Raw genomic sequence first — 20,454 nt, forward strand, 5'->3', positions numbered from 1 at the left:
GAGATTAAAAACCACTTTATTGCCGATGTTGCAAAAGTTAAACAACGGTTAACTCATTATAGGAATGTAACTTTTTTTTAAGAAGCAGTACCTTTTTGTTATTTATAAGTTAATATGGTTAAAGTATGAAAATTAAAAATAAATTTAGGGAAGCTTTATGCAGTTATTTCGACGTTTAAGTTTTACCATGTTACTGATGTCGTTAATGACTTTAGTTGCCTGTGGTGATGGTGATGGTAACCTTCTGGGTGATGGTGATGATGCCGTAACCTTAACAGTTACAAAATCCGATGGTGATTTATCAGCGGCTAATGATATAACCATTACCGCTACTGTTTTGGCTAATGGTAGCCCAGTGGCTAATAAAACCGTTACCTTTACTTTTGCCGTTGAAGGCTCTGCGACATTTGACCCTATAACAGGTACTGCAACAACAGATGCAGATGGAACCGCCGAAATCAAGATTAACGTAACTGATTATGAAGGTTCAGTTAAAGTTATTGCCAGTTATGAAAGTGCTACTGACAATATTAGCTTTGAGAGTGCAGGAAATGGAGTGAAAATTGTTATTGGCGAACCACAGCCTGCCACTATCACATTATTCGCAAGCTCTCAGCAATTGCCTTCAAGTGGCGTAGAAATGATTACGCTTACCGCTATTGCTAAAGATGTTAATAATCATTTATTGGTAGGAGTAACTATTAACTTTAATGTTGATAGTGGCACTATAGGCGGAGTTGAGAATGCAGAGGGTGATATTTCAAACGTAACTGATATTAATGGGCGAGTTCAAAAAGGTTTGATAACCCCTGCTAACCCAGAAAATAGAGTGATTACCGTTAATGTTAGTAGTAGTGATGGTGATGTCACTGATAGTTTAGAAATAGAAGTAGTAGGTACAACAATAACGTTAACAGGTACTAGTTCTTTAGCATTAAATGATGAATCGAGCTATATCGTTAATGTTTTAGATTCTGATGGTAATGGTGTAGCCAACAGTACGGTGGCAGTTTCTTTGTTAGGGCTATCAACCGATGCACCTGCAGGCAAGGTTGCCGATATAACAATTCCCGCAACGGTAACTACAGATGCTGAAGGTCAGGTAACCGTAAAAGTGACTGGTATTTCTGGGGGTACTAATACTCTTCTTGTTAGTTCACTTAGCGCATCAGCGAGTCAAGATGTATCAGTACAAGCGGATTCGTTCCTATTTACTAGCTTTAGTAATGGCGTTGTCAGTGTTGACCCTGCAACCACGCCTGTTGTTCCTGATGTATCGTTAATACAAACAGCTTCGCTAACACTTACGTGGCGAAGAAATGCTGTTCCTGTCGTTGGTAAGGAAGTAACCTTTACCACCACACGAGGTGTTTTATTAGCAAATGACGGTGTAACCATCATAACAAAATCGATAACTGATAATAATGGACAAGTAACGGTTAACTTAACATCGAATAATGCCGGTAAAGCGCTGGTTACCTTTGTAGGATCGGATACTGTTGATGATAAAGCTATAGAGTTAACTAACCAGCTAGAATTTGAGTTTTTTGCCGATATTGCTGCAAAAATAAAGGCGCAAGCATCACCGAATTCTATTGGCCCAAATGAGCAAAATTCGACCATCTCTGTCGTAGTTAAAGATGTCAATGGTAACCTAGTTAAAAATAAACGTGTTAAGTTTATATTAACTGATATCAGTGGTGGCTCTATTTTTCCGGCAACGGCGGTAACTGACAGTAGTGGTAACGCTTCAACTATTTATACTTCAAATAGTACTTCAGCAAAAGATGCTGTTTCGATAGAGGCAATTGTTGAGGACACTGCAATTACCGATACGGTAACGTTAACCGTTTCTAAACGCGAGCTATTTATTACTTTGGGTACGGGTAATACCTTAGAAGAACTAGGGGTTACGGATTATATTAAAGAGTACTCAGTATTTGTTACTGATGTCGACTCCAACCCTGTAGCAAATGTCGATTTAGCCATTTCTCTAATCCCTGATCGGTATTATAAAGGCCACTGGGCAAGATTATATGATGGAGATAAATTCAAAGTGTGGGTTACTAACGCTGTAAGTGGTGATATTCAAGTTCGAACAGCACCTATTTCTTGTGATAATGAAGATATCAATTTAAATGGTATTTTAGATTTTGGAGAAGACCTTGAAGACACTAATAATGATGGAGTGTTAACACCTGGTAATGTTGCCATAGCAGATGGAACAGTAACTACAGATGAAAATGGTCGAGCGATTGTACAAATTACTTACGGTCAAAGCTATGGTCATTGGGTTAACATACATCTAATTGCATCGGCAAAAGTCACAGGTAGTGAAAGTTTAAATCAAACGATCTTTACATTACCTGTATTAGCATCTGATATTGCTTCAGAAGAACTGTCTCCACCAAGACAAGGGGTAGGAAGTGAAGGTCCTTTTGGGGGTAATCAAAGTTGTTCAGTTCCCGATTAATAAGTTAGATTAAATGATAAAAAGGCTCCCTAAGGAGCCTTTCTTAATTGAATGACGTTACGAACTATGATTTATATAACTAAGCTACTTCGCCATTTCTTCCAGTAAAAATGCCGAAATCTCAGCACCTACTTTTAATGTTTTTTCTTGTCCAGCTAGCCCTTGCCCAGAGCTATCAGTAAAAGGGGCTATCTCCATCATATCAGCGCCGGTTATCGGGTATTCAGCGGCTAATGCACGTAATATATCCATTGCTTCACTTGGCATTAAACCATCGGGCTCTGGCGTGCCGGTAGCACTAGCAAAACTCTCATCAATAGCATCTATATCAAAGCTTACATACAGCTCGTCAATATTTTCATCTTTAAGTTGGTCAAGAATATTATCAATGGTTTGCTGGATACCTTGGGCTTTAATGTCTTTTGCCCAATGCTGTCTTACGCCAAAAGTCTCTTCCCAGTGACTTTGTGGTCTACCACTAGAGCGAATACCTATTTGAATAAGGTGATGTTTTTCATGCAGGTCATTTAAAATGTGAGTACACCAAGAGCCGAAACATAAATCTATGCCTAAACGCTCAACCAATAAATCGGTATGGGCGTCAAAATGAATAATTGCCGCTCGAATGCCTTTTTTCTTTTTCGCTTGCAAATAAGCCTTGGTTAATGGATAACTAACACTGTGATCACCACCAATACCAAAAATACCTTTTTCAGGGAATTCAGCATAAAAGTCATGTAAAACATCTTCAGTAATAGTTAATGGGCTAACGGCATATTTGCTGTGTTCATCTTGATAAAGCGCTTTGCGACAATTAGCGATTGTTGCTTCATTTAAATATTTGTCAGCAAGTAAATGTGGAATAACACGAATATCCCCCATGTCAAAAGCGGTCAGTTCGGGGTAGTTCTCTAGTAAATTAGCCCGTAAAAATAACGGTCCCCAATTAGCGCCACGTAAAATACCGCCACCACAATCGGACGCTATACCTAAAATAACCGCTTTAGAGGTGTCTGGCAGCTTATTTAACGATGCTTTCCATAAATCATCAACCCCGACCGCTTGGCCGTAAATAGTTTGATGTAATTGCTCTTTACGCTCTTTAGCGGTATTTACGGTAAATACGCCGTTGCCCGGAGGACACAAGCAATTGCTAAGTTTATTATAAAATTCCGATGTAATAGTTGTCATTTTAAGTCTCTGTTTGATTGTTTACTCGGATCATCAGTTGATGCAGGTGACCCTTAATACGTTCATAAATTAAATTTTTTAACAATATGCTCTTATGTTTTATTGTAAAGTCTATTATGATTGCCGCTAAAAATAGGCAAGGTGTGACTTAGCGCACAGTGTTATCAATAAATGCCTATTATAGCTAAAACCCCTATGTGGGTGAATAGCATTCCCTGATAAGGAAAATAATTACTTGTCAGTTTGCATATTTATAGATATACCTATAGATAGTTATGCAGAGAATGATTTTTAAATAAGATGTTTTTTTATCGCTAGCAAGGTCATAACAAGTACGCTCGCACTTTGTTAACTAGATTAGCGTTTGAATAAAAAGGCAAAAAATAATTTGCCTTTATCGAAGGATTATAAATTTTTATGGCAAAATCACTGGTTATTGTCGAGTCGCCAGCCAAAGCGAAAACAATTAACAAATATTTAGGTAAAGACTTTATTGTAAAGTCGAGTGTGGGTCATGTCCGTGATCTGCCACACAGTAGCACGGGTAAAAAAGTTGCTGCTAAATCTCCGGCTGAAGTGCGCAAGATGGCGCCAGAAGCAAAAGCTAAATACAAAGCTAAGCGTGATAAACAAGCGCTGGTTAATCGTATGGGTATTGATCCTGAGAATAACTGGGCGGCGAATTATCAGATACTCCCAGGAAAAGAGAAAGTGGTTAGTGAACTGCAAAAACTGGCAGAAAAAGCTGACATTATCTATCTCGCGACCGATTTGGATCGCGAGGGAGAGGCGATTGCTTGGCATTTGAAAGAAATTATAGGTGGCGATGAGAAAAAATTTCGTCGCGTTGTTTTTAATGAAATAACCGAAAGCTCAATTCAACAGGCGTTTTCAACTCCCGGTGAATTAAGTATGCCAGGTGTTAATGCCCAACAAGCTCGACGCTTTTTAGATCGTGTGGTTGGCTTTATGGTTAGCCCACTGTTATGGAAAAAAGTTGCTCGTGGCTTATCAGCCGGACGAGTTCAATCGGTCGCGGTAAAACTTGTGGTTGAGCGGGAACGGGAAATAAAAGCTTTTGATCCCAAAGAATTTTGGGAACTTGCTGCGGATACTCATGCCAGCACCGGCGAAGCTTTAGCGTTAGACGTGACTCATGAAAATGGCAAAGCGTTTAAACCAACCAATAAAGCGGATACTGATAAGGCGCTAGCGATACTTAACAGCGCCGACTATGCGGTAAGTAAGCGAGAAGATAAACCGTCTAAAAGTACGCCGTCGGCGCCCTTTATTACTTCCACGCTACAGCAAGCCGCAAGTACTAAGTTAGGTTATGGCGTAAAGCGTACCATGGGCTTAGCTCAGCGTTTGTATGAAGCGGGCCATATTACTTATATGCGTACTGATTCAACTAATTTAAGTAAAGATGCAGTAGAAATGTGTCGTAGCTATATTAGTGATAACTTCGGTGATAATTATTTACCGGAAAAAGCTAAGGTGTATGGCTCAAAATCTGGCGCTCAAGAGGCGCATGAAGCTATTCGTCCCTCTAATGTAAAACTAGTCGGCGCTTTCATTGAAGGTGTTGATGCGGATGCTAAAAAGCTATATGAGCTGATCTGGCGCCAATTCGTTGCCTGTCAAATGACAGCAGCGCGTTACACTGTTAGTACACTGACCATCAGTGCCGCTAGCTTTGATTTGAAGGCTAAAGGTCGGGTCATGCAGTTTGATGGTTGGACCAAAGTTCACCCACAATTAAGTAAAGGTGATGATAAACATTTACCCGATTTGAAAGTCGGCGAAGTACTAACATTAGATAACTTAGCTGCAAGCCAACACTTCACTAAACCCATTTCTCGTTTTGGCGAAGCATCTCTGGTTAAAGAATTAGAAAAACGCTCAATTGGCAGGCCATCAACGTATGCGTCTATTATCTCCACCATACAAGATAGAGGCTATGTACGTTTAGATAAAAAACGTTTCTATGCTGAAAAAATGGGTGAAATAGTATCCGATAGTTTATCAATTAGTTTCGAAAAATTAATGAGTTATGATTTTACTGCCAATATGGAGCAAGAGCTCGATGGTATAGCTGAAGGTAAGCTCAACTGGAAAGATGTACTTGATGATTTTTACAAAAACTTCAGTAAAAAGCTAGCCCTTGCCAATAAAGAGTCTGCTGATGGCGGTATGCCAAATAATAACCCAGTATTAACGGATATTGATTGCCCTACCTGTCAACGTAAAATGGGTATTAGAACGGCTTCTACTGGGGTGTTTTTAGGTTGCTCTGGTTATGCCTTACCACCGAAGGAGCGTTGCACCACGACAATGAACCTAACACCCGGTGAAGAAGCGGTGAGTGTGCTAGCTGAAGATCAGGAAACTGAAGCATTAAGGGCTATGCATCGTTGTACAAAGTGTAATACCGCAATGGACAGCTATCTTATCGATGAAACCAGAAAGTTACATGTATGTGGCAATAACCCTATTTGTGATGGCATTGAAGTTGAGCAAGGGACATTTAAAATTAAGGGCTATGATGGTCCTATTTTAGCATGTGACCGTTGTGAAGCAGAGATGGAGTTAAAATCAGGTCGTTTTGGCAAGTATTTTGATTGTACCAATAGCGAATGTAAGAATACCCGTAAATTATTAGCCAGTGGTGAAGCTGCGCCACCTAAAGAAGATCCGGTACAATTACCTGAGCTTGAATGTGAAAAGTCTGATGCACATTTTGTCCTTCGTGATGGTGCTGCGGGCATCTTTTTAGCCGCGCATACATTCCCTCGCTCACGGGAAACCAGAGCACCGAAAGTAGCTGAGCTAAAACGCTTTAGAGATAGAATTTCAGAAAAATTCTATTATTTAGCCGATGCACCAGCAGAAGATAATGAAGGGAATTTATCGGTAGTACGTTACAGCCGTAAAACCAAAGAACAGTATGTTATGACCGAGATTGCTACTGATGAAGGCAAGCCCAAAGCAACAGGCTGGACCGCAAAGTTTATTAACGGAAAATGGGTAGAAGATATTCCTAAGAAGAAAGTAGCGAAAAAGAAAGCGGCGAAAAAACCAGCCAGTAAAGCCAAAGCAAAGAAAGAAGATACAAAATCAGCCTAGAGAATTTATTCTAGTTTGAAGACAAAAATAGATACCAAGAGGTATCTATTTTTTTGTCTTTATTTTGAGCCCAGTTCAGTGCGTTAATCTAGTTGCTCTAATTCATCTAATACTTTTCTTGCTTGTAACAAAGTACAGTCTGTTTGTGCCATTAAAGCGGTGATAGTAACCTGGTCCAGTCGAGCAGCAAGCTGTAAAAGATTTTCATGGCTTAAGTATTTATATTCTTTTCTAAGTAGCTTGGCAAGCCACAGCCAACTATCTTCATGCTCTTGCTCGATAAATTCAACAATGGCTTGTAATTGGCTAAAGTTGGCTTTTAGTTGCCAATTCCTTGAGCGACCAATACGGCTTAGTTCACCGCCTAATTGTCTTATATGAGCTTTTAAGAGGTATGCTTTCATCGTGCGTCGAAGAAAGCTCGGCAAGCTAATGCTGTTGATTGTTACCACGGGGATTTATGTCTTGAATAGTAAGAAATAAGCCAGTTATATACCCGTTACCATTCAATATGCATGTTTCAGAGTGCTGAGCACTTTGAATGGTGACGGGTATATGCTGGCTTATAAAATAATTTACCACTTTTTCTTCGGCTGGAATAAAATATCTAACTCGCTTTCTTCACTTTTTGCTTTCTTCGCCGCATCTTTAGCATTGGTGTGTTTCAAGGCATCAGTAATGTCTTCTAATTTTTGTGAAATTTCTGTATGTTTTGCGGTAACATAATCATTTTTAACTGGGCTATTGATTAAAGTTTGTAAGGCTTTCTCAAAATATTGTCTGGCAGAGCCAAGCATCTCTTTATTAAAAGCTTGGCTACCACGCTTAATTAAACTTTCAATATTAATTTTTAGTTGCATGGCCGCTAATCGTTGATCTTCTGCAGTAAAAGTCTGTGCATCTAAAGTACCTTTGCTTTGCTCCGATTTAATGACTACGCGTAATTTCTTTATACACTGTAAAATGGCAACGAGTTGCTGCTCATTGTCGGGTAAGATAAAATTATCGTCCATGTCAGTCTGATTATCAGCCAGGTCTTCTGATGCTTTTAATCGGGACTTTAATTCTTGAGCTCTTTTTTTTATGCCTTTGACTTCCGGCATAAGTTCTTGCATCGTTTTAGCTGCATTTAAGCTGCGGCGGTTTAATATTTTGACGATATTAGGGTTACTTGGCAGGTTTGCCAAATTGAAAATCAGCTCTTCACTTTCATCAATAATCGCTTTTTGTTTGGCGACTTTAATGCGTTTTTCAGCTTCTATTTTTTCTTTATGTTGTTGTATTGAGGTTACCACTACAACAAAAATAATTAAGGCGATAATTAACCCAACAATAATAGCAATCATCTAAGATTCTCTTGAATAAATAAACTACTTAGCAGTCTACAAAAAATGTTTTGTTTAGCATAGAGCTAGTTGCATATTTAGTTTAAAAACGCCTGAAAAAATTGGATTTATAAAAGACAGTTTAGCTAAATGAGAATATTATTTGTTGAATTTAGTCTAAGTGGTAATTTTAATTTACAAAAACTAATAAATTATTATGGAATAAATGATTGATTAAGTATATTGTTTTGGTATAAGAACATTAGCAACCTCGCATTTTATTAATGCTATCGAGTATTTATATGAAGTTACAGCAACTGCGCTACATAGTTGAAGTATTAAACAATAATTTAAATGTTTCTGCCACAGCAGAGAGTTTGTTTACTTCTCAGCCCGGTATATCTAAACAAGTAAGAATGCTTGAAGACGAGTTAGGTATTCAAATATTTGGTCGTAGTGGCAAGCATTTAACCCATGTCACGGAAGCCGGCCAAGATGTCATTGATATTGCAACGCAAATCATGTCAAAAGTCGAAGCCATCAAAGCAGTTGCTCGCGAGCATACTCAGCCGGATGAAGGTAAATTACGCATTGCTACCACACATACACAAGCTCGTTATGCTTTACCTGATGTTATTCAGGGCTTTATTAAAAGATATAGTAAAGTTTCATTGCAAATGTCTCAAGGCACGCCCGCGCAAATAAGTGACGCGGCCGCTAAAGGCGATGCAGATTTTGCCATAGCAACAGAGTCGTTACACTTGTACAATGATTTAGTCATGTTGCCTTGTTATCATTGGAATCGGAGTATTATTGTTCTTCCTGATCATCCTTTAGCGAACAAAAAAGATATTACCATAGCCGATATTGCTAAATATTCACTGGTGACTTATGTTTTTGGCTTTACCGGCCGTTCTGAGCTCGATGCTGCCTTTGATGCCGCAGGAGAAAAACCTCAAATTGCTTTCACAGCGACAGATGCAGACGTGATTAAAACCTATGTACGCTTAGGTGTTGGTGTCGGTGTGATTGCTTCCATGGCCATTGATAAACGTATTGATAGCGATCTTGTGGTCATTGATGCGAGTCATTTATTTAAAGCGAGTACCACTAAAATTGGTTTTAGGCGAGGCAGTTTTTTACGTGGTTACATGTATGACTTTATTGAGCGATTTGCTCCACATCTAACTAAAGATATTGTCACTCGTGCTATGTTATTGAAAAATAACCATGAGGTTGACGAATTCTTAGCTGATATTGAGCTACCGACACGTTAAGAGGATTAAGTAACACTAGCAATAATCGCTTATTGCTAGTGTTACTTGTATCATGGCAGTTAACCACCAGCAAAGCTTATCAATTTTTACACCATCAATTGCGCAAACACCTACCCAGCTAGGTATGTTGTAATGGCCTAGTCATTCCGTATCTTTATCTTTATCTATATCTATTTCATCAATGTTAACCCTGCTTTAACTGGGGGAGTGCGGGTCATGGGTAGGGGGAAATAAAAAACATTCTAGCTATTAACTTGAAATACATTAATTTTTAGAAAATGTGCTACTTTTAATGTTAAGCACAATAAAAATAAAGGTGGATTTATGGCAACTGAAAATGCCCTGTATACGATTTTGACTGAAAAGATAAAACAAGACACCCTTGTACTGCCAACCTTACCAAAGATAGCATTAAAAGTAAGAAGTGCTGCCGATGATCCTAATATTAACTTGCATCAAATGAGTGATATTATTGCTCAAGATCCAGCATTATCTCTAGGTATGCTTAAAGTTGCTAATAATGCTATTTTGGGACGTAGTATTAAAGTTGAAACGGTGCCACAAGCGGTAACTCGTATAGGCTTAAGGCAAATTAAAAGTATTGCCACGGCCATGGCAATTGAGCAGGTATTTGTATCACATAATGATGTAGTCACCATGTATATGAATAAAGCTTGGTTAAAAACCATTGATATTGCTTCGGTGGCGGTAAGTTTGATGGCTATGTATTTAAAAGAGCATAAACATACTTCACTTTCTTTAGATACTATTACCTTAGCGGCACTCATACATAATATTGGTGTTTTGCCTATTTTAACTGAGGCTGAAAATCATCCCGATGTTTTTGCTAATCCGACTTTTTTGAAGCAAGCCATTATTAAGTTATCTGGGCGGATTGGCGGAGCTATCACGCGCAGTTGGGGCTTTTCTGAGGAGTTTACTCTCTTGGCAGAAAGTTGGAGCGACTTAACGATTTTACCTACCGAGGTACACTATTTAGATTTCATTCGTGCTGGGGCTATTTATCATAATGTCTTTAAAAATGAGTCAACTAAAGAGGCGCTGTTAAGCAGTTATACTAAGAAAGGAATCTTACCTGAGGTGGATTATATGGACAGTGATGAATTCAAAGAGAAATGTGATGCGGTAAGAGCTATGTTTATTTAGCTAGTCAATATTTTATATAAAATAAAGTGGCGTCATTGAGTATAAGAAGAGGGCGATATAATATCGCCCTCAATTGTGTCAATTAAATTTTAAGGCACTCTTGTAATGCACAATATTAATCTTTTTCTAGAGGATCCGTTGTTTTCATGGAAAATTCAGCTAAAAGATCGATAATAAAACGGTTTAGCTCGCCAGCCATTAAGGCAAAATCAGCGTCAAGTTTAGCGACTACGTCATCGCTATCAATATCATCATTTTGTTCTTGTATAACATCAAAAAACTTAATTCGCTTAATGGCTAAATCATCACATAAAATAAAGGATAAAGATTCATCCCATTCTAGGGCTATTTTAACCACGTATTTATCCGCATCTAAATGCGCTTGAATTTCATCTCCTATTAGATCTTGATTTTTTACCCTAACTACCGCGCCATCATCACCTAAAGCGTTAAATTCGGCTTCCATACCTAAAGTAAACTTGCCACCTAAACTTTTTTCGCTTAGCCAAGTTGTCATGGTTTCATCGACACAAATATCAGGATCAAAGCTGGTCACAGGCAAGGTGCCAAGTACTTTACGTAATAATGCTAATAAATCTTCTGCTTTACCACGTGAACTTGAATTAATGACAATGATATTATTTACTGGGCTGATATAAGCGTGTGTATCGGTAATACGGGAAAAAGCACGAGGCAGTAATTCGAATATAATATCTTCTTTAAACTGCTCCCGCTCTTTTTTTGTAGCGCCGCGGCCTTGCTCTTGTTCAAGTAAATTAACCTTCTGTTCTACCATATCTTTGATAACAGGCGCAGGAAGTATTTTTTCTTCTTTACGAGCACAGATTAAAAAATTATCGTCTGCGCTATGAACACTCGAGTCACCATGTTTGCCTAAAGCATTAATCCAACCAAAGTGTGCTAGTTCTGTCGAGCCTAATGGAGTAAATAGGTGTTCAGATAAGTGTTTTTCTAAGTCTTCCTCTGACCATTCAAATGGGCGAGTAAAGGCAAAAAAGTATAGGTTTTTAAACCACATAAGTAATTCCTAGGCTGATAAGGGCGTATTTTGGCGATTATCATACCTGAATTATGGTCTTTAGACAGCAAGCTTTTTAACTATACCTCATATCTGGGAAGGTTATGCGATATCTTAAACCTTCACCTTCTGCAGAATATGCATCGATAGAGCCATTAAGGGTGTCTATGACAAGGTTCTTGATAATATGAGTGCCTAAACCAGTACCACCGTTGTTTGCTTGAGTGGTGTAAAATGGCTCAAATATCCGCTCAAGCTGCTCCTCATTAACTCCAATACCATTATCTCGATAAAGTATCACTAGTCTTTGCTGTTCTACGGCAATATCAATAGTCATTTCACCGCGGTTAATATTTGGGAAGCCATGAGAAAGAGAATTGATAATTAAATTGATAATAATTTGCGCTATAGCCCCTGGGTGGGTATATATTTCAATATGTGGATCGCAATGAACTTTGATACTATGGTTGGTTTTCTTTAATTTAGGATGAATAGAATGAATAATTTCATCAAGGTATTTAGCAATATTGATTAACCTCACTTTGTCATTAGTTTGATCAACAGCGACCTGTTTAAAGCTGGTGATCAATTCTGCGGCTCTTTGTAAGTTATTTGAAAGTAGTTCAACACATTGCCCGGCATTATCAATAAAGCTGTCGATAGTACGTTTAGACAGTTTTTGCGAATTTATGTCCTGTTGAAATTTATGGATTATATCTGAGAGGTAACTTGCTGAGGTAATGCTAATACCAATGGGGGTATTAATTTCATGGGAAACTTCAGCACTAAGCAAGCCCAGTGAGGCCATTTTTTCGGCTTCTAACAGCCTATCTTGAGCTCTACTCAATTCTATTATCGAAATTTTTAAATCTTTATTGGTCGTGATTAACGTGCTTTCGGTTTTACGGCGACGGTTATTTTCTGCTTCTAACTGATGCTGTTGGGCTAACATGTCCTTTTTTTGTACTTCCATTCGTAATAAGGTGCGGCTTAACGTAGACGTTTTTCTTGCCACCTCTTGTTCAAGTAACGAGTTTTGCTCATCTAATTTATCATTGGCTAAGTTTGTTTCTCGTTGCGATAATGCCAACTTGTCTTTAAATTCAACCAGCTCATCGATAAGGTTGTTATAAGCATCTTCTAAGACATTCAGCTCATTTCTTTCATTATTCATACTATGAAATTTAGACGCTTCAGGATCATGTAAATCAAGTTGCTTCATTTTGTCGGTGAGCTCTTGTAAAGGCTCAGTTAATAATTTGGTAAAAGCCAATGAGAATAAAAAGATCAAAAACGCCGTTTTTACAATAGCGTTGCCGATAAGAAAGTATATGCCTACTTCTATGCGACTAAATATAACATCATTACTCGATAATAAAGTAACGGTACCAACGGTAGTTGTTCGGCCTGAAAATTCAAATATTAAGGGGAAAGAGTGTCCAAATAAACCTTCACTAATAGAGCTTATACTTTGATGTTCGCTATAGGTTTCTTGGACGGTTGAGGGTAGGGTAAGTACTTCGCCAAGTTGAGCGATAACTTTATTAGCTTCATCCGTTACTGTGATCCCCTTAATCATAGGGATGGCGATTAAACCTTTAGATATATCAATAGCTTGTTGGGTATTAAGTTCCCAAACTGCGCGAGTTAAACTGCCACTAATGGTTTTTTGTAAGGTCAATAACTCACTATTGATATGACTTTTTGTATTAAAATATTCAGCAATAATTTGAATGCCCGTAACACTGAAGGTCAAAATAAAATAAACAGAGAGTACTTTTGATAGCAGCTTACGAGATATACTGGTTATTTTCATATCAGTTATCTTTTAGGTGATTTTTAGGGACATATCGTTAATTCTAGTAAAACCAATTTTAAAAGAGCGCGAAATTAAAATTCATAGTCTAAAATTATATTAATTAGTCAATTGAAACATTATTTTATCTAAATAGATACTATGACAGCTAGAGGTACTCTTTATGAAGTGTAAGCTGATGGATGTAATAAAAGTGCAATAAAGATCTTGTAGGCTACTCACTATTAATCAGTCACCTGACTTCTCATATATTATTTGGATATACTCATAAAACAGATTAAAGCATTAGGGCAATAACGATCTTTTTTCTATTAACTATGCCAATGTTTGCAGCCGATAAAGCGCTAACGAAAGCCTAAGACAATAAAGAAGTTATCTATTTTACGGGAAGTTAAATATTTTATTATAAGAAACGGAATAAAAACGCCATATTATAATAATCAAACAGTCATTAATAACTAATAACTAAAGGTTTAAAAAAATGAATTTTTCTAAAAAAGCACTACTAGTCTCAATGTTTTATACTGCTACGGTACCTGCCATGGCTGCATCGGTAGATATTTACGGTAGAGCTGATGTTTCAGTACAATCATCAGATGAAGGTGACGGTAAATTTACTGAAATTAAAAGTAATGCCTCACGACTTGGCTTTAAAGGCACTCATGAATTAAGTGAAGGCCTTGAAGTCGTATATAAAGCTGAATTTGAAGTTGATATAGATGGTGATGGTGAGACCTTTAAGACACGTAATCAATATATTGGTTTGAAGGGCGTTTTTGGTGAATTTTTACTCGGTAAAAATGACACCATGTTAAAACAGTCCCAAGGTAAAGTGGACATTTTTAGCGATCATAATGGTGATATCAAACACCTCTGGGTTGGTGAAAACCGTTTAAGTGATACACTTAGTTATAAGTCTCCTAAATTTAAGGGCTTACAGTTAGGTCTAACTTATATGGCTGAAGACGATGTAGATTCTGATGATGCTTATTCTATGGCGATTTTCTACGGTGATAAAAATTTGAAAAAATCAAAGGTTTATGCTGCAGTTGCCTTTGATTCTGATGTCAAAGGAAAGTCAAAAGATGGCGCAGTGTCCGGGCACTTTGACACAATGCGCGCGACCGTGTCGGGAAAAATTGCCGGTATCACATTAGGTTTAATGTTACAAAACCAAGAAGAAATTGAAACGGGTGCTGAAATGGACGGTGTCATGTTTTCAGCAAAATATTCTTTTGATAACATCACCCTAAAAGGACAGTTTCAAGCAGCAGATCATAAAGATGGTGATAGTCGTAATGGCATAACAGCAGGTATCGATTATAAGCTTGCTAAAAGCACTAAACTTTATGCCTTTTATACTAGCTTTGATTTAGACACAGCCAATGATGAAGATTATTTAGCTGTGGGCATTCAGTACAAGTTCTAAATTTTAATAGCAGTTGTTAATGCTTAGTTAATAATTATCAGTTAAAAGTCGCGTCAGCGGCTTTTTTGTGTGTATAGGCTTGCTAAAGCATTAAGCCTGCTTGATAATTTTCTTTTTGTCATAAAACTGTCACTTAACTTCGGCACAATAAGCTATCGAGTGTGACCGTTTGTTAATATTAGTTTATTAGCAGAAGGTGCCATCAGTTAGTCATATTATTAGGATGTATACATGAGTCGGAATATATTAGTCGTTGAGGATGAAACCCCTATCAGGGAAATGATTTGCTTTGTATTAGATCAAAATGGTTTTAATGCTATAGAGGCCTGTGATATCGAGCAAGCCCTAGCTAAAATTCAAGAACCTTACCCTGATTTAATATTACTTGACTGGATGTTGCCTGGTGGCACCGGTGTATCCTTGGCAAAAAAATTAAAGCAAAATGAATACACCCGTAACATCCCTGTCATTATGCTAACAGCCCGAAGTGATGAAGATGATAAAGTAAAAGGTTTTGAGGCAGGAGTTGATGACTATGTGACTAAACCATTTTCCCCTAAAGAGCTTATTGCCCGCATTAAAGCGGTTATTCGTCGTGTTTCACCAACGTCTCTTGAAGAGGAAGTTGACTTTCATGGTCTAAAGCTCGATCCCGTTTCTCATCGTGTTGCCATCAATGGAAGGAGTTTGGATCTAGGGCCGACCGAGTTTCGATTATTACACTTTTTTATGACCCATACTGAAAGAGTCTATTCGCGAGAACAGTTACTTGATAATGTCTGGGGCACCAATGTTTATGTAGAAGATAGAACGGTGGATGTGCACATAAGGCGTTTGCGTAAAGCTATTTCAGGTGAAGGTCATGATGATTTTGTTCAAACTGTACGTGGTGCAGGCTACCGATTTTCTAGTAAATTAAAGAAGTAAATATTCTATGGTTTTTTTAATATTGCAAAGTAATTAGGTAAGCATGTATTTTCGTTTATCTTTTAAAAATATAGTTTCTCGTTTCTTCGCCATACTGATTGCCAGTGCTTTTGTCGGCTGGTTATTTGACCGTGTGCTGTTAGTTATGCTAGCCAGCAGCATATTTTTATTAATATGGCATTACCATCATCTGTTTAAATTAATTAAGTGGTTATGGCAATCTAAGGCATTGTCTCCGCCACAAGCAAGTGGTGTTTGGGGCTATTTATATGATGGTCTATATCGCCAAGTGAAACAGCAACGTAATAAACAAAAGCAGCTCAATGAAAAAATCCGCCGTTTTCGTGATGGTGCTGAAGCACTTCCCGATGCGGCATTAATGTTATCAGAAGAATTAACCATCGAGTGGGGTAACAAAAAAGCACAGCGGCTTTTGGGGGTTAGATGGCCGGATGACTTTGGTCTGCGCATAGATAACTTGTTACGTGCGCCAGAATTCGCTGCTTACTTAGCCTTAGAAAACTTTGAGTCTCCTTGCCTGTTAATTTCTCCAGTAAATCCAGCAGTACAATTAGAGATACGTATTATGGCGTATGGCAGCGAGCATGTGCTCCTCTTGGCAAGGGATATTTCTAATATTCAGCGTTTAGAAGATATGCGTCGTGATTTTGTTGCCAACGTCTCCCATGAACTAAAAACACCTTTAACCGTTGTTCGCGGTTATGTTGAAATGATCCAAGCTTCAAAGGATTCATTTGAGCCACATTGGCAAAAAGCATTTCAGACTATTGAAGAGCAAGTATCTCGTATGGATCGTCTCGTTGAACAATTACTCAATCTAGCGAAAATAGAAAATAATAGTAATGATGACAAACAATGGGTAGATATGGCGCAATTAATTACTACCTTGGTTGATGAGGTTACTTGGCTTAATCAGAATAAACAGCATAAAATCACGCTAAATATTAGCAGCAATGTTAAAATTTGGGGTGCTGAAACTGAGCTTAAGAGTGCTTGTGCTAACCTTTTATCTAATGCTATTGCCTATACTCAGCCCAATGGCTGTATCGATGTTAGATGGCAGTTACAAGACGATAAAGCTATTTTTTCCGTCAAAGATAACGGTGATGGTATTAAACCTGAACATGTCAATCGATTAACTGAACGCTTTTATCGTATTGATAAGTCCAGATCTAGAGATACGGGTGGCTCTGGTTTAGGCTTAGCAATAGTTAAGCACGTCTTACACCACCATCAAGCAGAATTGGTTATTAATAGTCACTGGGGTAAAGGCAGTGAATTCTCAATCTATTTTGATCAAAGTGCTTTGTCGGATACTGCGCGCTAGCTCATAGTAAAGGTGAATATTACTTTATAGTTACTCGTCATATTTTTGTCATAAAACATCGGCATAACTGTCATATTAACTTCGTATAGTATGAATAATTAATCAGTTCAAACTCTTATTGGAGACACCATGAGTTTTAAAAAAATGTTAAGTATTATTAGTTTATCAAGTCTAGTTAGTTTTTCTGCTCTCGCACTCGATGACCAATTACCAGAATATAAAAAAGTTAGCGGTATATCGGGCAATGTATCTTCAGTTGGCTCTGATACATTAGCTAATATGATGACTTTTTGGGCCGAAGAGTTTAAGCGTACTTATCCAAACGTTAATATACAAATTCAAGCCGCCGGTTCCTCAACTGCGCCACCGGCATTGACTGAAGCCACCGCAAATTTAGGACCGATGAGCCGTAAAATGAAAATGCGAGAAATTGAATCTTTTCAAAAACGCTATGGTTATAAACCGACTAGAGTTAGAGTTGCTATTGATGCTTTAGCTGTTTTTGTTCATAAAGATAATCCGTTAGAAGGGCTAACAATCGCTCAAGTCGACGCTATATTCTCCAACAATCGTAAATGCGGAGCTAATAAAAATATTGACCGTTGGGGAGACCTTGGTTTATCAGGAGCTTGGACAGGCAAAGATGTACAATTATATGGTCGAAATTCTGTTTCGGGTACCTATGGCTACTTTAAAAAGAAAGCGTTATGTAAAGGGGACTTTAAAAATAGTGTCAATGAGCAACCGGGTTCAGCATCGGTCGTTCAATCTGTATCAGCCTCACTGAACGGTATTGGTTACTCAGGTATAGGTTATCGTACTTCTGGAGTCCGAGCTTTACCTTTAGCTAAAAAAGGCAAAAACTATATTGAAGCTAATGTGGAAAATGCCATTTCAGGAAAATATCCGTTATCGCGCTATTTGTATGTCTATGTAAATAAACATCCTAATAAGTCGCTGCCACCTATGGAAGCTGAATTTTTGAAAATGATACTGTCTAAATCAGGTCAAGCCATTGTTGAAAAAGATGGCTATATACCCTTGCCAAGTGCCGTTGCGGCAAAAGAGTACCAAAAACTAGGCTTGTTATAATATTTACCACGGGTACTTTTTTGATAAAGCGAACTTTTAACTAAGCTCGCTTTTTTTATTCTCTCTCTCTCTCTCTCTCTCTCTCTCTCTCTCTCTGCTATAACCCCTGCAATATGTACTCTTTATGGTTAGCTACTTTAGCCGCTGTTAAAATATAGATAATTGTACTGTTTCGTTGATATAATGCCAACCAGCTTTTGTTATTGCTTATTTTGAAGGAAAGGTATGGAAATTATTTTAGCCAACCCTCGTGGTTTTTGTGCGGGTGTTGATAGAGCCATTAGTATTGTTGAACGCGCATTAGATTTATTTGGTGCGCCTATCTATGTCCGTCATGAAGTTGTCCACAATAAATTTGTTGTCGATGGGCTAAAAAAACGTGGTGCTATATTTGTTGAGGAACTCGATGAAGTTCCTGATGATAATACTATTATTTTCAGTGCTCACGGCGTATCTAAAGCAGTTAAAGACGAAGCTAAAAATAGAGATTTGAAAGTATTTGATGCCACATGCCCTTTAGTAACTAAAGTTCATATGGAAGTGTCTCGTGTTAGTCGTAAAAACATTGAGTGTATTCTCATCGGTCATGCCGGTCATCCAGAAGTAGAAGGTACTATGGGGCAATATAGTAATGATTCTGCCGGTATTTACTTAGTTGAGTCTCCAGAGGATGTCGCAACTTTAGTAGTGAAAAATCCAGAGAAACTCTATTTTTGTAGCCAAACCACCTTATCCGTAGATGATACTGTGGATGTTATTACTGCCCTCAAAGCTAAATTTCCATTGATTGAAGGGCCACGTAAAGATGATATTTGTTATGCCACTCAGAACCGTCAAGATGCCGTTCGTGAAATAGCGGATAAAGTTGATCTTATGTTGGTCGTTGGTTCAAAAAATAGCTCTAACTCCAATCGACTTAAAGAGTTAGCAAGTAAAATGGGTGTCACCTCGTATTTAATTGATACTGCAGAAAATATTGAAGCTGATTGGTTAACTGGGGTTAACAAAGTGGGAGTAACCGCGGGAGCTTCAGCGCCAGCAGTGTTAATTACACAAGTTGTTGAAGCGCTAAAAAACTATGGCGGTCATCAAGTTACCGAACATCCAGGCAAAGAAGAAAACATCGTATTTGCAGTCCCGATAGAATTGCGTTAGTCTAATTTTACCTGTTAACGTTTAATAAGTGGTCATTTCCGAATGTCCTACTTATTAGAATTGGTATGCTATGAGGTGTTAATAGATAGCCGTCGGTAGCAGTGAAAATAGGCCAGACTTATCTACTTTATTAGAATATGTTTAGTGTTTAATAAATGAATTGTGGTAGGTTAAGGCGGTGAGTGGCAGCAGTAGATATTAAACGTATTTATGACGTGTTTCACTACTCTAATGAGCTGTGCTGTTTTATGTATTCAATATTGCCAGTGCTAAGCCATAAATTTGCAAGGATAGTGAATTTTCATCATGAACCTTTAAATAAAACCATTCTATTTTATTACCGTAATATTTAATAAAAACGGACAGTTATGTTATCTTGTCTGCCTATTTGTTTTTTCTTACACCAATCTAAAGGTAAAGTGCCCTTTTTATTTTTAGAATAAATTGATTTGTGCTCACTATGGAATGAATATGAAAAAACTTTCAATATTATCTAGTTTCAGAAAGAATCAAAATGGTATGACATTCATTGAAGTACTAATAGCGGTCGTTATATTGGTTATCGGTATTTTAGGGGCTGTTGCACTACAAGCGGTGGCAATGAAAAGTAGTTTTGATTCTATGCAGCGCTCACTCGCGTCCAGTTTAGCACAAGATATTGTTGAACGAATGCGGGGTAATAACCCCAATGCAATTGCTAATTATCAACTAGGTAGCCCTTTTGGTGGTGGCGGCGCGGGTAAGAAAACTGATTGTGCTGCAGCATTACCTGTTGGCTGTACAGCAGCCCAACTTACAGCAAATGACTTATTTGAATGGGAACAAGCCTTGATGGGGGCTGGTACTAAATATGGCACGTCACTGGTTGGCGGTCTAGTTAATGGTGTTGGTTGTATTCGCGTAGTTGACGATAATAGAGTAACCGTGACTATTTCTTGGCAAGGCAGAATAAAGCTTGCTGAACGTGTTAGTTCTAAGATAGGTAAGGCCTGTAAAACAATAAAAAATAAACGTCGTCACGTGGTGGTAAATGCCTTTATTATATAGTCGATAGTACAGTTAATTAAAACATCTACCTTGTGTGAATCA

At 38.0% G+C, this 20,454-nt stretch carries 15 protein-coding genes; 10 read left to right on the forward strand and 5 right to left on the reverse strand.

Going from position 1 to position 20,454, the window contains the following annotated elements; all coding sequences use genetic code 11:
• Positions 1-157: 157 nt before the first annotated feature.
• Positions 158-2,473, forward strand: coding sequence for an Ig-like domain-containing protein (locus ASU03_RS04560; RefSeq protein ID WP_057830676.1), 2,316 nt, complete (start codon positions 158-160; stop codon positions 2,471-2,473).
• 84 nt (positions 2,474-2,557) lie between these two features.
• Here ASU03_RS04560 and ASU03_RS04565 read toward each other — a convergent pair whose 3' ends face one another.
• Positions 2,558-3,664 (reverse strand): arginase family protein, encoded by a 1,107-nt coding sequence (locus ASU03_RS04565; RefSeq protein WP_057830677.1) that lies wholly within the window; start codon positions 3,662-3,664, stop codon positions 2,558-2,560.
• A gap of 417 nt (positions 3,665-4,081) precedes the next feature.
• On the opposite strand from ASU03_RS04565, the gene topA reads away from it, so the two are divergent.
• Positions 4,082-6,790: a type I DNA topoisomerase gene (topA, locus tag ASU03_RS04570; protein ID WP_057830678.1), complete on the forward strand. Its 2,709-nt coding sequence runs from the start codon at positions 4,082-4,084 to the stop codon at positions 6,788-6,790.
• Between the two features lie 83 nt (positions 6,791-6,873).
• Here the strand turns inward: topA and ASU03_RS04575 are convergent, their stop codons facing one another.
• Both ASU03_RS04575 and ASU03_RS04580 read right to left on the reverse strand, forming a co-directional pair.
• On the reverse strand, positions 6,874-7,242 hold the full coding sequence (locus tag ASU03_RS04575; RefSeq protein WP_157465808.1) for a ribosome recycling factor family protein: 369 nt from the start codon (positions 7,240-7,242) through the stop codon (positions 6,874-6,876).
• A gap of 123 nt (positions 7,243-7,365) precedes the next feature.
• The gene (locus ASU03_RS04580) at positions 7,366-8,136 is read right to left on the reverse strand and encodes a hypothetical protein (protein WP_057830680.1); all 771 of its coding nucleotides are present in this window, start codon (positions 8,134-8,136) and stop codon (positions 7,366-7,368) included.
• A gap of 281 nt (positions 8,137-8,417) precedes the next feature.
• Between ASU03_RS04580 and cysB the strand changes: the two genes are divergently transcribed.
• A complete protein-coding gene (cysB, locus tag ASU03_RS04585) occupies positions 8,418-9,392 on the forward strand; it encodes an HTH-type transcriptional regulator CysB (RefSeq protein ID WP_057830681.1) in 975 nt (324 codons plus the stop codon).
• A gap of 324 nt (positions 9,393-9,716) precedes the next feature.
• On the forward strand, positions 9,717-10,559 hold the full coding sequence (locus tag ASU03_RS04590; RefSeq protein ID WP_057830682.1) for an HDOD domain-containing protein: 843 nt from the start codon (positions 9,717-9,719) through the stop codon (positions 10,557-10,559).
• A 115-nt stretch (positions 10,560-10,674) separates the two neighbouring features.
• Here ASU03_RS04590 and rdgC read toward each other — a convergent pair whose 3' ends face one another.
• Positions 10,675-11,598 carry a recombination-associated protein RdgC gene (rdgC, locus tag ASU03_RS04595; protein ID WP_057830683.1) on the reverse strand — a complete coding sequence of 308 codons (924 nt, stop codon included), beginning with the start codon at positions 11,596-11,598 and terminating at the stop codon, positions 10,675-10,677.
• Positions 11,599-11,674: 76 nt separating this feature from the next.
• Positions 11,675-13,414, reverse strand: coding sequence for a sensor histidine kinase (locus ASU03_RS04600; protein ID WP_057830684.1), 1,740 nt, complete (start codon positions 13,412-13,414; stop codon positions 11,675-11,677).
• Between the two features lie 481 nt (positions 13,415-13,895).
• Between ASU03_RS04600 and ASU03_RS04605 the strand changes: the two genes are divergently transcribed.
• The 6 genes from ASU03_RS04605 to pilV all read left to right on the forward strand — a co-directional run bounded on the left by ASU03_RS04605 (position 13,896) and on the right by pilV (position 20,412).
• Complete coding sequence (locus ASU03_RS04605) at positions 13,896-14,843, forward strand: porin (RefSeq protein WP_057830685.1); 948 nt, start codon at positions 13,896-13,898, stop codon at positions 14,841-14,843.
• A gap of 231 nt (positions 14,844-15,074) precedes the next feature.
• A complete protein-coding gene (gene phoB / locus ASU03_RS04610; protein ID WP_057830686.1) occupies positions 15,075-15,770 on the forward strand; it encodes a phosphate regulon transcriptional regulator PhoB in 696 nt (231 codons plus the stop codon).
• Between the two features lie 43 nt (positions 15,771-15,813).
• Complete coding sequence (gene phoR / locus ASU03_RS04615; protein ID WP_057830687.1) at positions 15,814-17,118, forward strand: phosphate regulon sensor histidine kinase PhoR; 1,305 nt, start codon at positions 15,814-15,816, stop codon at positions 17,116-17,118.
• 129 nt (positions 17,119-17,247) lie between these two features.
• Complete coding sequence (locus ASU03_RS04620) at positions 17,248-18,210, forward strand: PstS family phosphate ABC transporter substrate-binding protein (protein WP_057830688.1); 963 nt, start codon at positions 17,248-17,250, stop codon at positions 18,208-18,210.
• Positions 18,211-18,435: 225 nt separating this feature from the next.
• Entirely contained in the window at positions 18,436-19,365 is a 930-nt protein-coding gene (gene ispH, locus ASU03_RS04625) for a 4-hydroxy-3-methylbut-2-enyl diphosphate reductase (protein WP_057830689.1), read from the forward strand.
• Positions 19,366-19,836: 471 nt separating this feature from the next.
• Complete coding sequence (gene pilV, locus ASU03_RS04630) at positions 19,837-20,412, forward strand: type IV pilus modification protein PilV (protein ID WP_057830690.1); 576 nt, start codon at positions 19,837-19,839, stop codon at positions 20,410-20,412.
• The last annotated feature ends 42 nt before the right edge of the window (positions 20,413-20,454 follow it).

It is taken from the genome of Colwellia sp. TT2012, assembly GCF_001440345.1.
Lineage (GTDB): Bacteria > Pseudomonadota > Gammaproteobacteria > Enterobacterales > Alteromonadaceae > Colwellia.

Coding starts and splice junctions, on each gene's coding strand:
- ASU03_RS04560 (WP_057830676.1), top strand. CDS start 158: ATGCAGTTATTTCGACGTTTAAGTTTTACCATGTTACTGATGTCGTTA.
- ASU03_RS04565 (WP_057830677.1), bottom strand. CDS start 3,664: ATGACAACTATTACATCGGAATTTTATAATAAACTTAGCAATTGCTTG.
- topA (WP_057830678.1), top strand. CDS start 4,082: ATGGCAAAATCACTGGTTATTGTCGAGTCGCCAGCCAAAGCGAAAACA.
- ASU03_RS04580 (WP_057830680.1), bottom strand. CDS start 8,136: ATGATTGCTATTATTGTTGGGTTAATTATCGCCTTAATTATTTTTGTT.
- cysB (WP_057830681.1), top strand. CDS start 8,418: ATGAAGTTACAGCAACTGCGCTACATAGTTGAAGTATTAAACAATAAT.
- ASU03_RS04590 (WP_057830682.1), top strand. CDS start 9,717: ATGGCAACTGAAAATGCCCTGTATACGATTTTGACTGAAAAGATAAAA.
- rdgC (WP_057830683.1), bottom strand. CDS start 11,598: ATGTGGTTTAAAAACCTATACTTTTTTGCCTTTACTCGCCCATTTGAA.
- ASU03_RS04600 (WP_057830684.1), bottom strand. CDS start 13,414: ATGAAAATAACCAGTATATCTCGTAAGCTGCTATCAAAAGTACTCTCT.
- ASU03_RS04605 (WP_057830685.1), top strand. CDS start 13,896: ATGAATTTTTCTAAAAAAGCACTACTAGTCTCAATGTTTTATACTGCT.
- phoB (WP_057830686.1), top strand. CDS start 15,075: ATGAGTCGGAATATATTAGTCGTTGAGGATGAAACCCCTATCAGGGAA.
- phoR (WP_057830687.1), top strand. CDS start 15,814: ATGTATTTTCGTTTATCTTTTAAAAATATAGTTTCTCGTTTCTTCGCC.
- ASU03_RS04620 (WP_057830688.1), top strand. CDS start 17,248: ATGAGTTTTAAAAAAATGTTAAGTATTATTAGTTTATCAAGTCTAGTT.
- ispH (WP_057830689.1), top strand. CDS start 18,436: ATGGAAATTATTTTAGCCAACCCTCGTGGTTTTTGTGCGGGTGTTGAT.
- pilV (WP_057830690.1), top strand. CDS start 19,837: ATGAAAAAACTTTCAATATTATCTAGTTTCAGAAAGAATCAAAATGGT.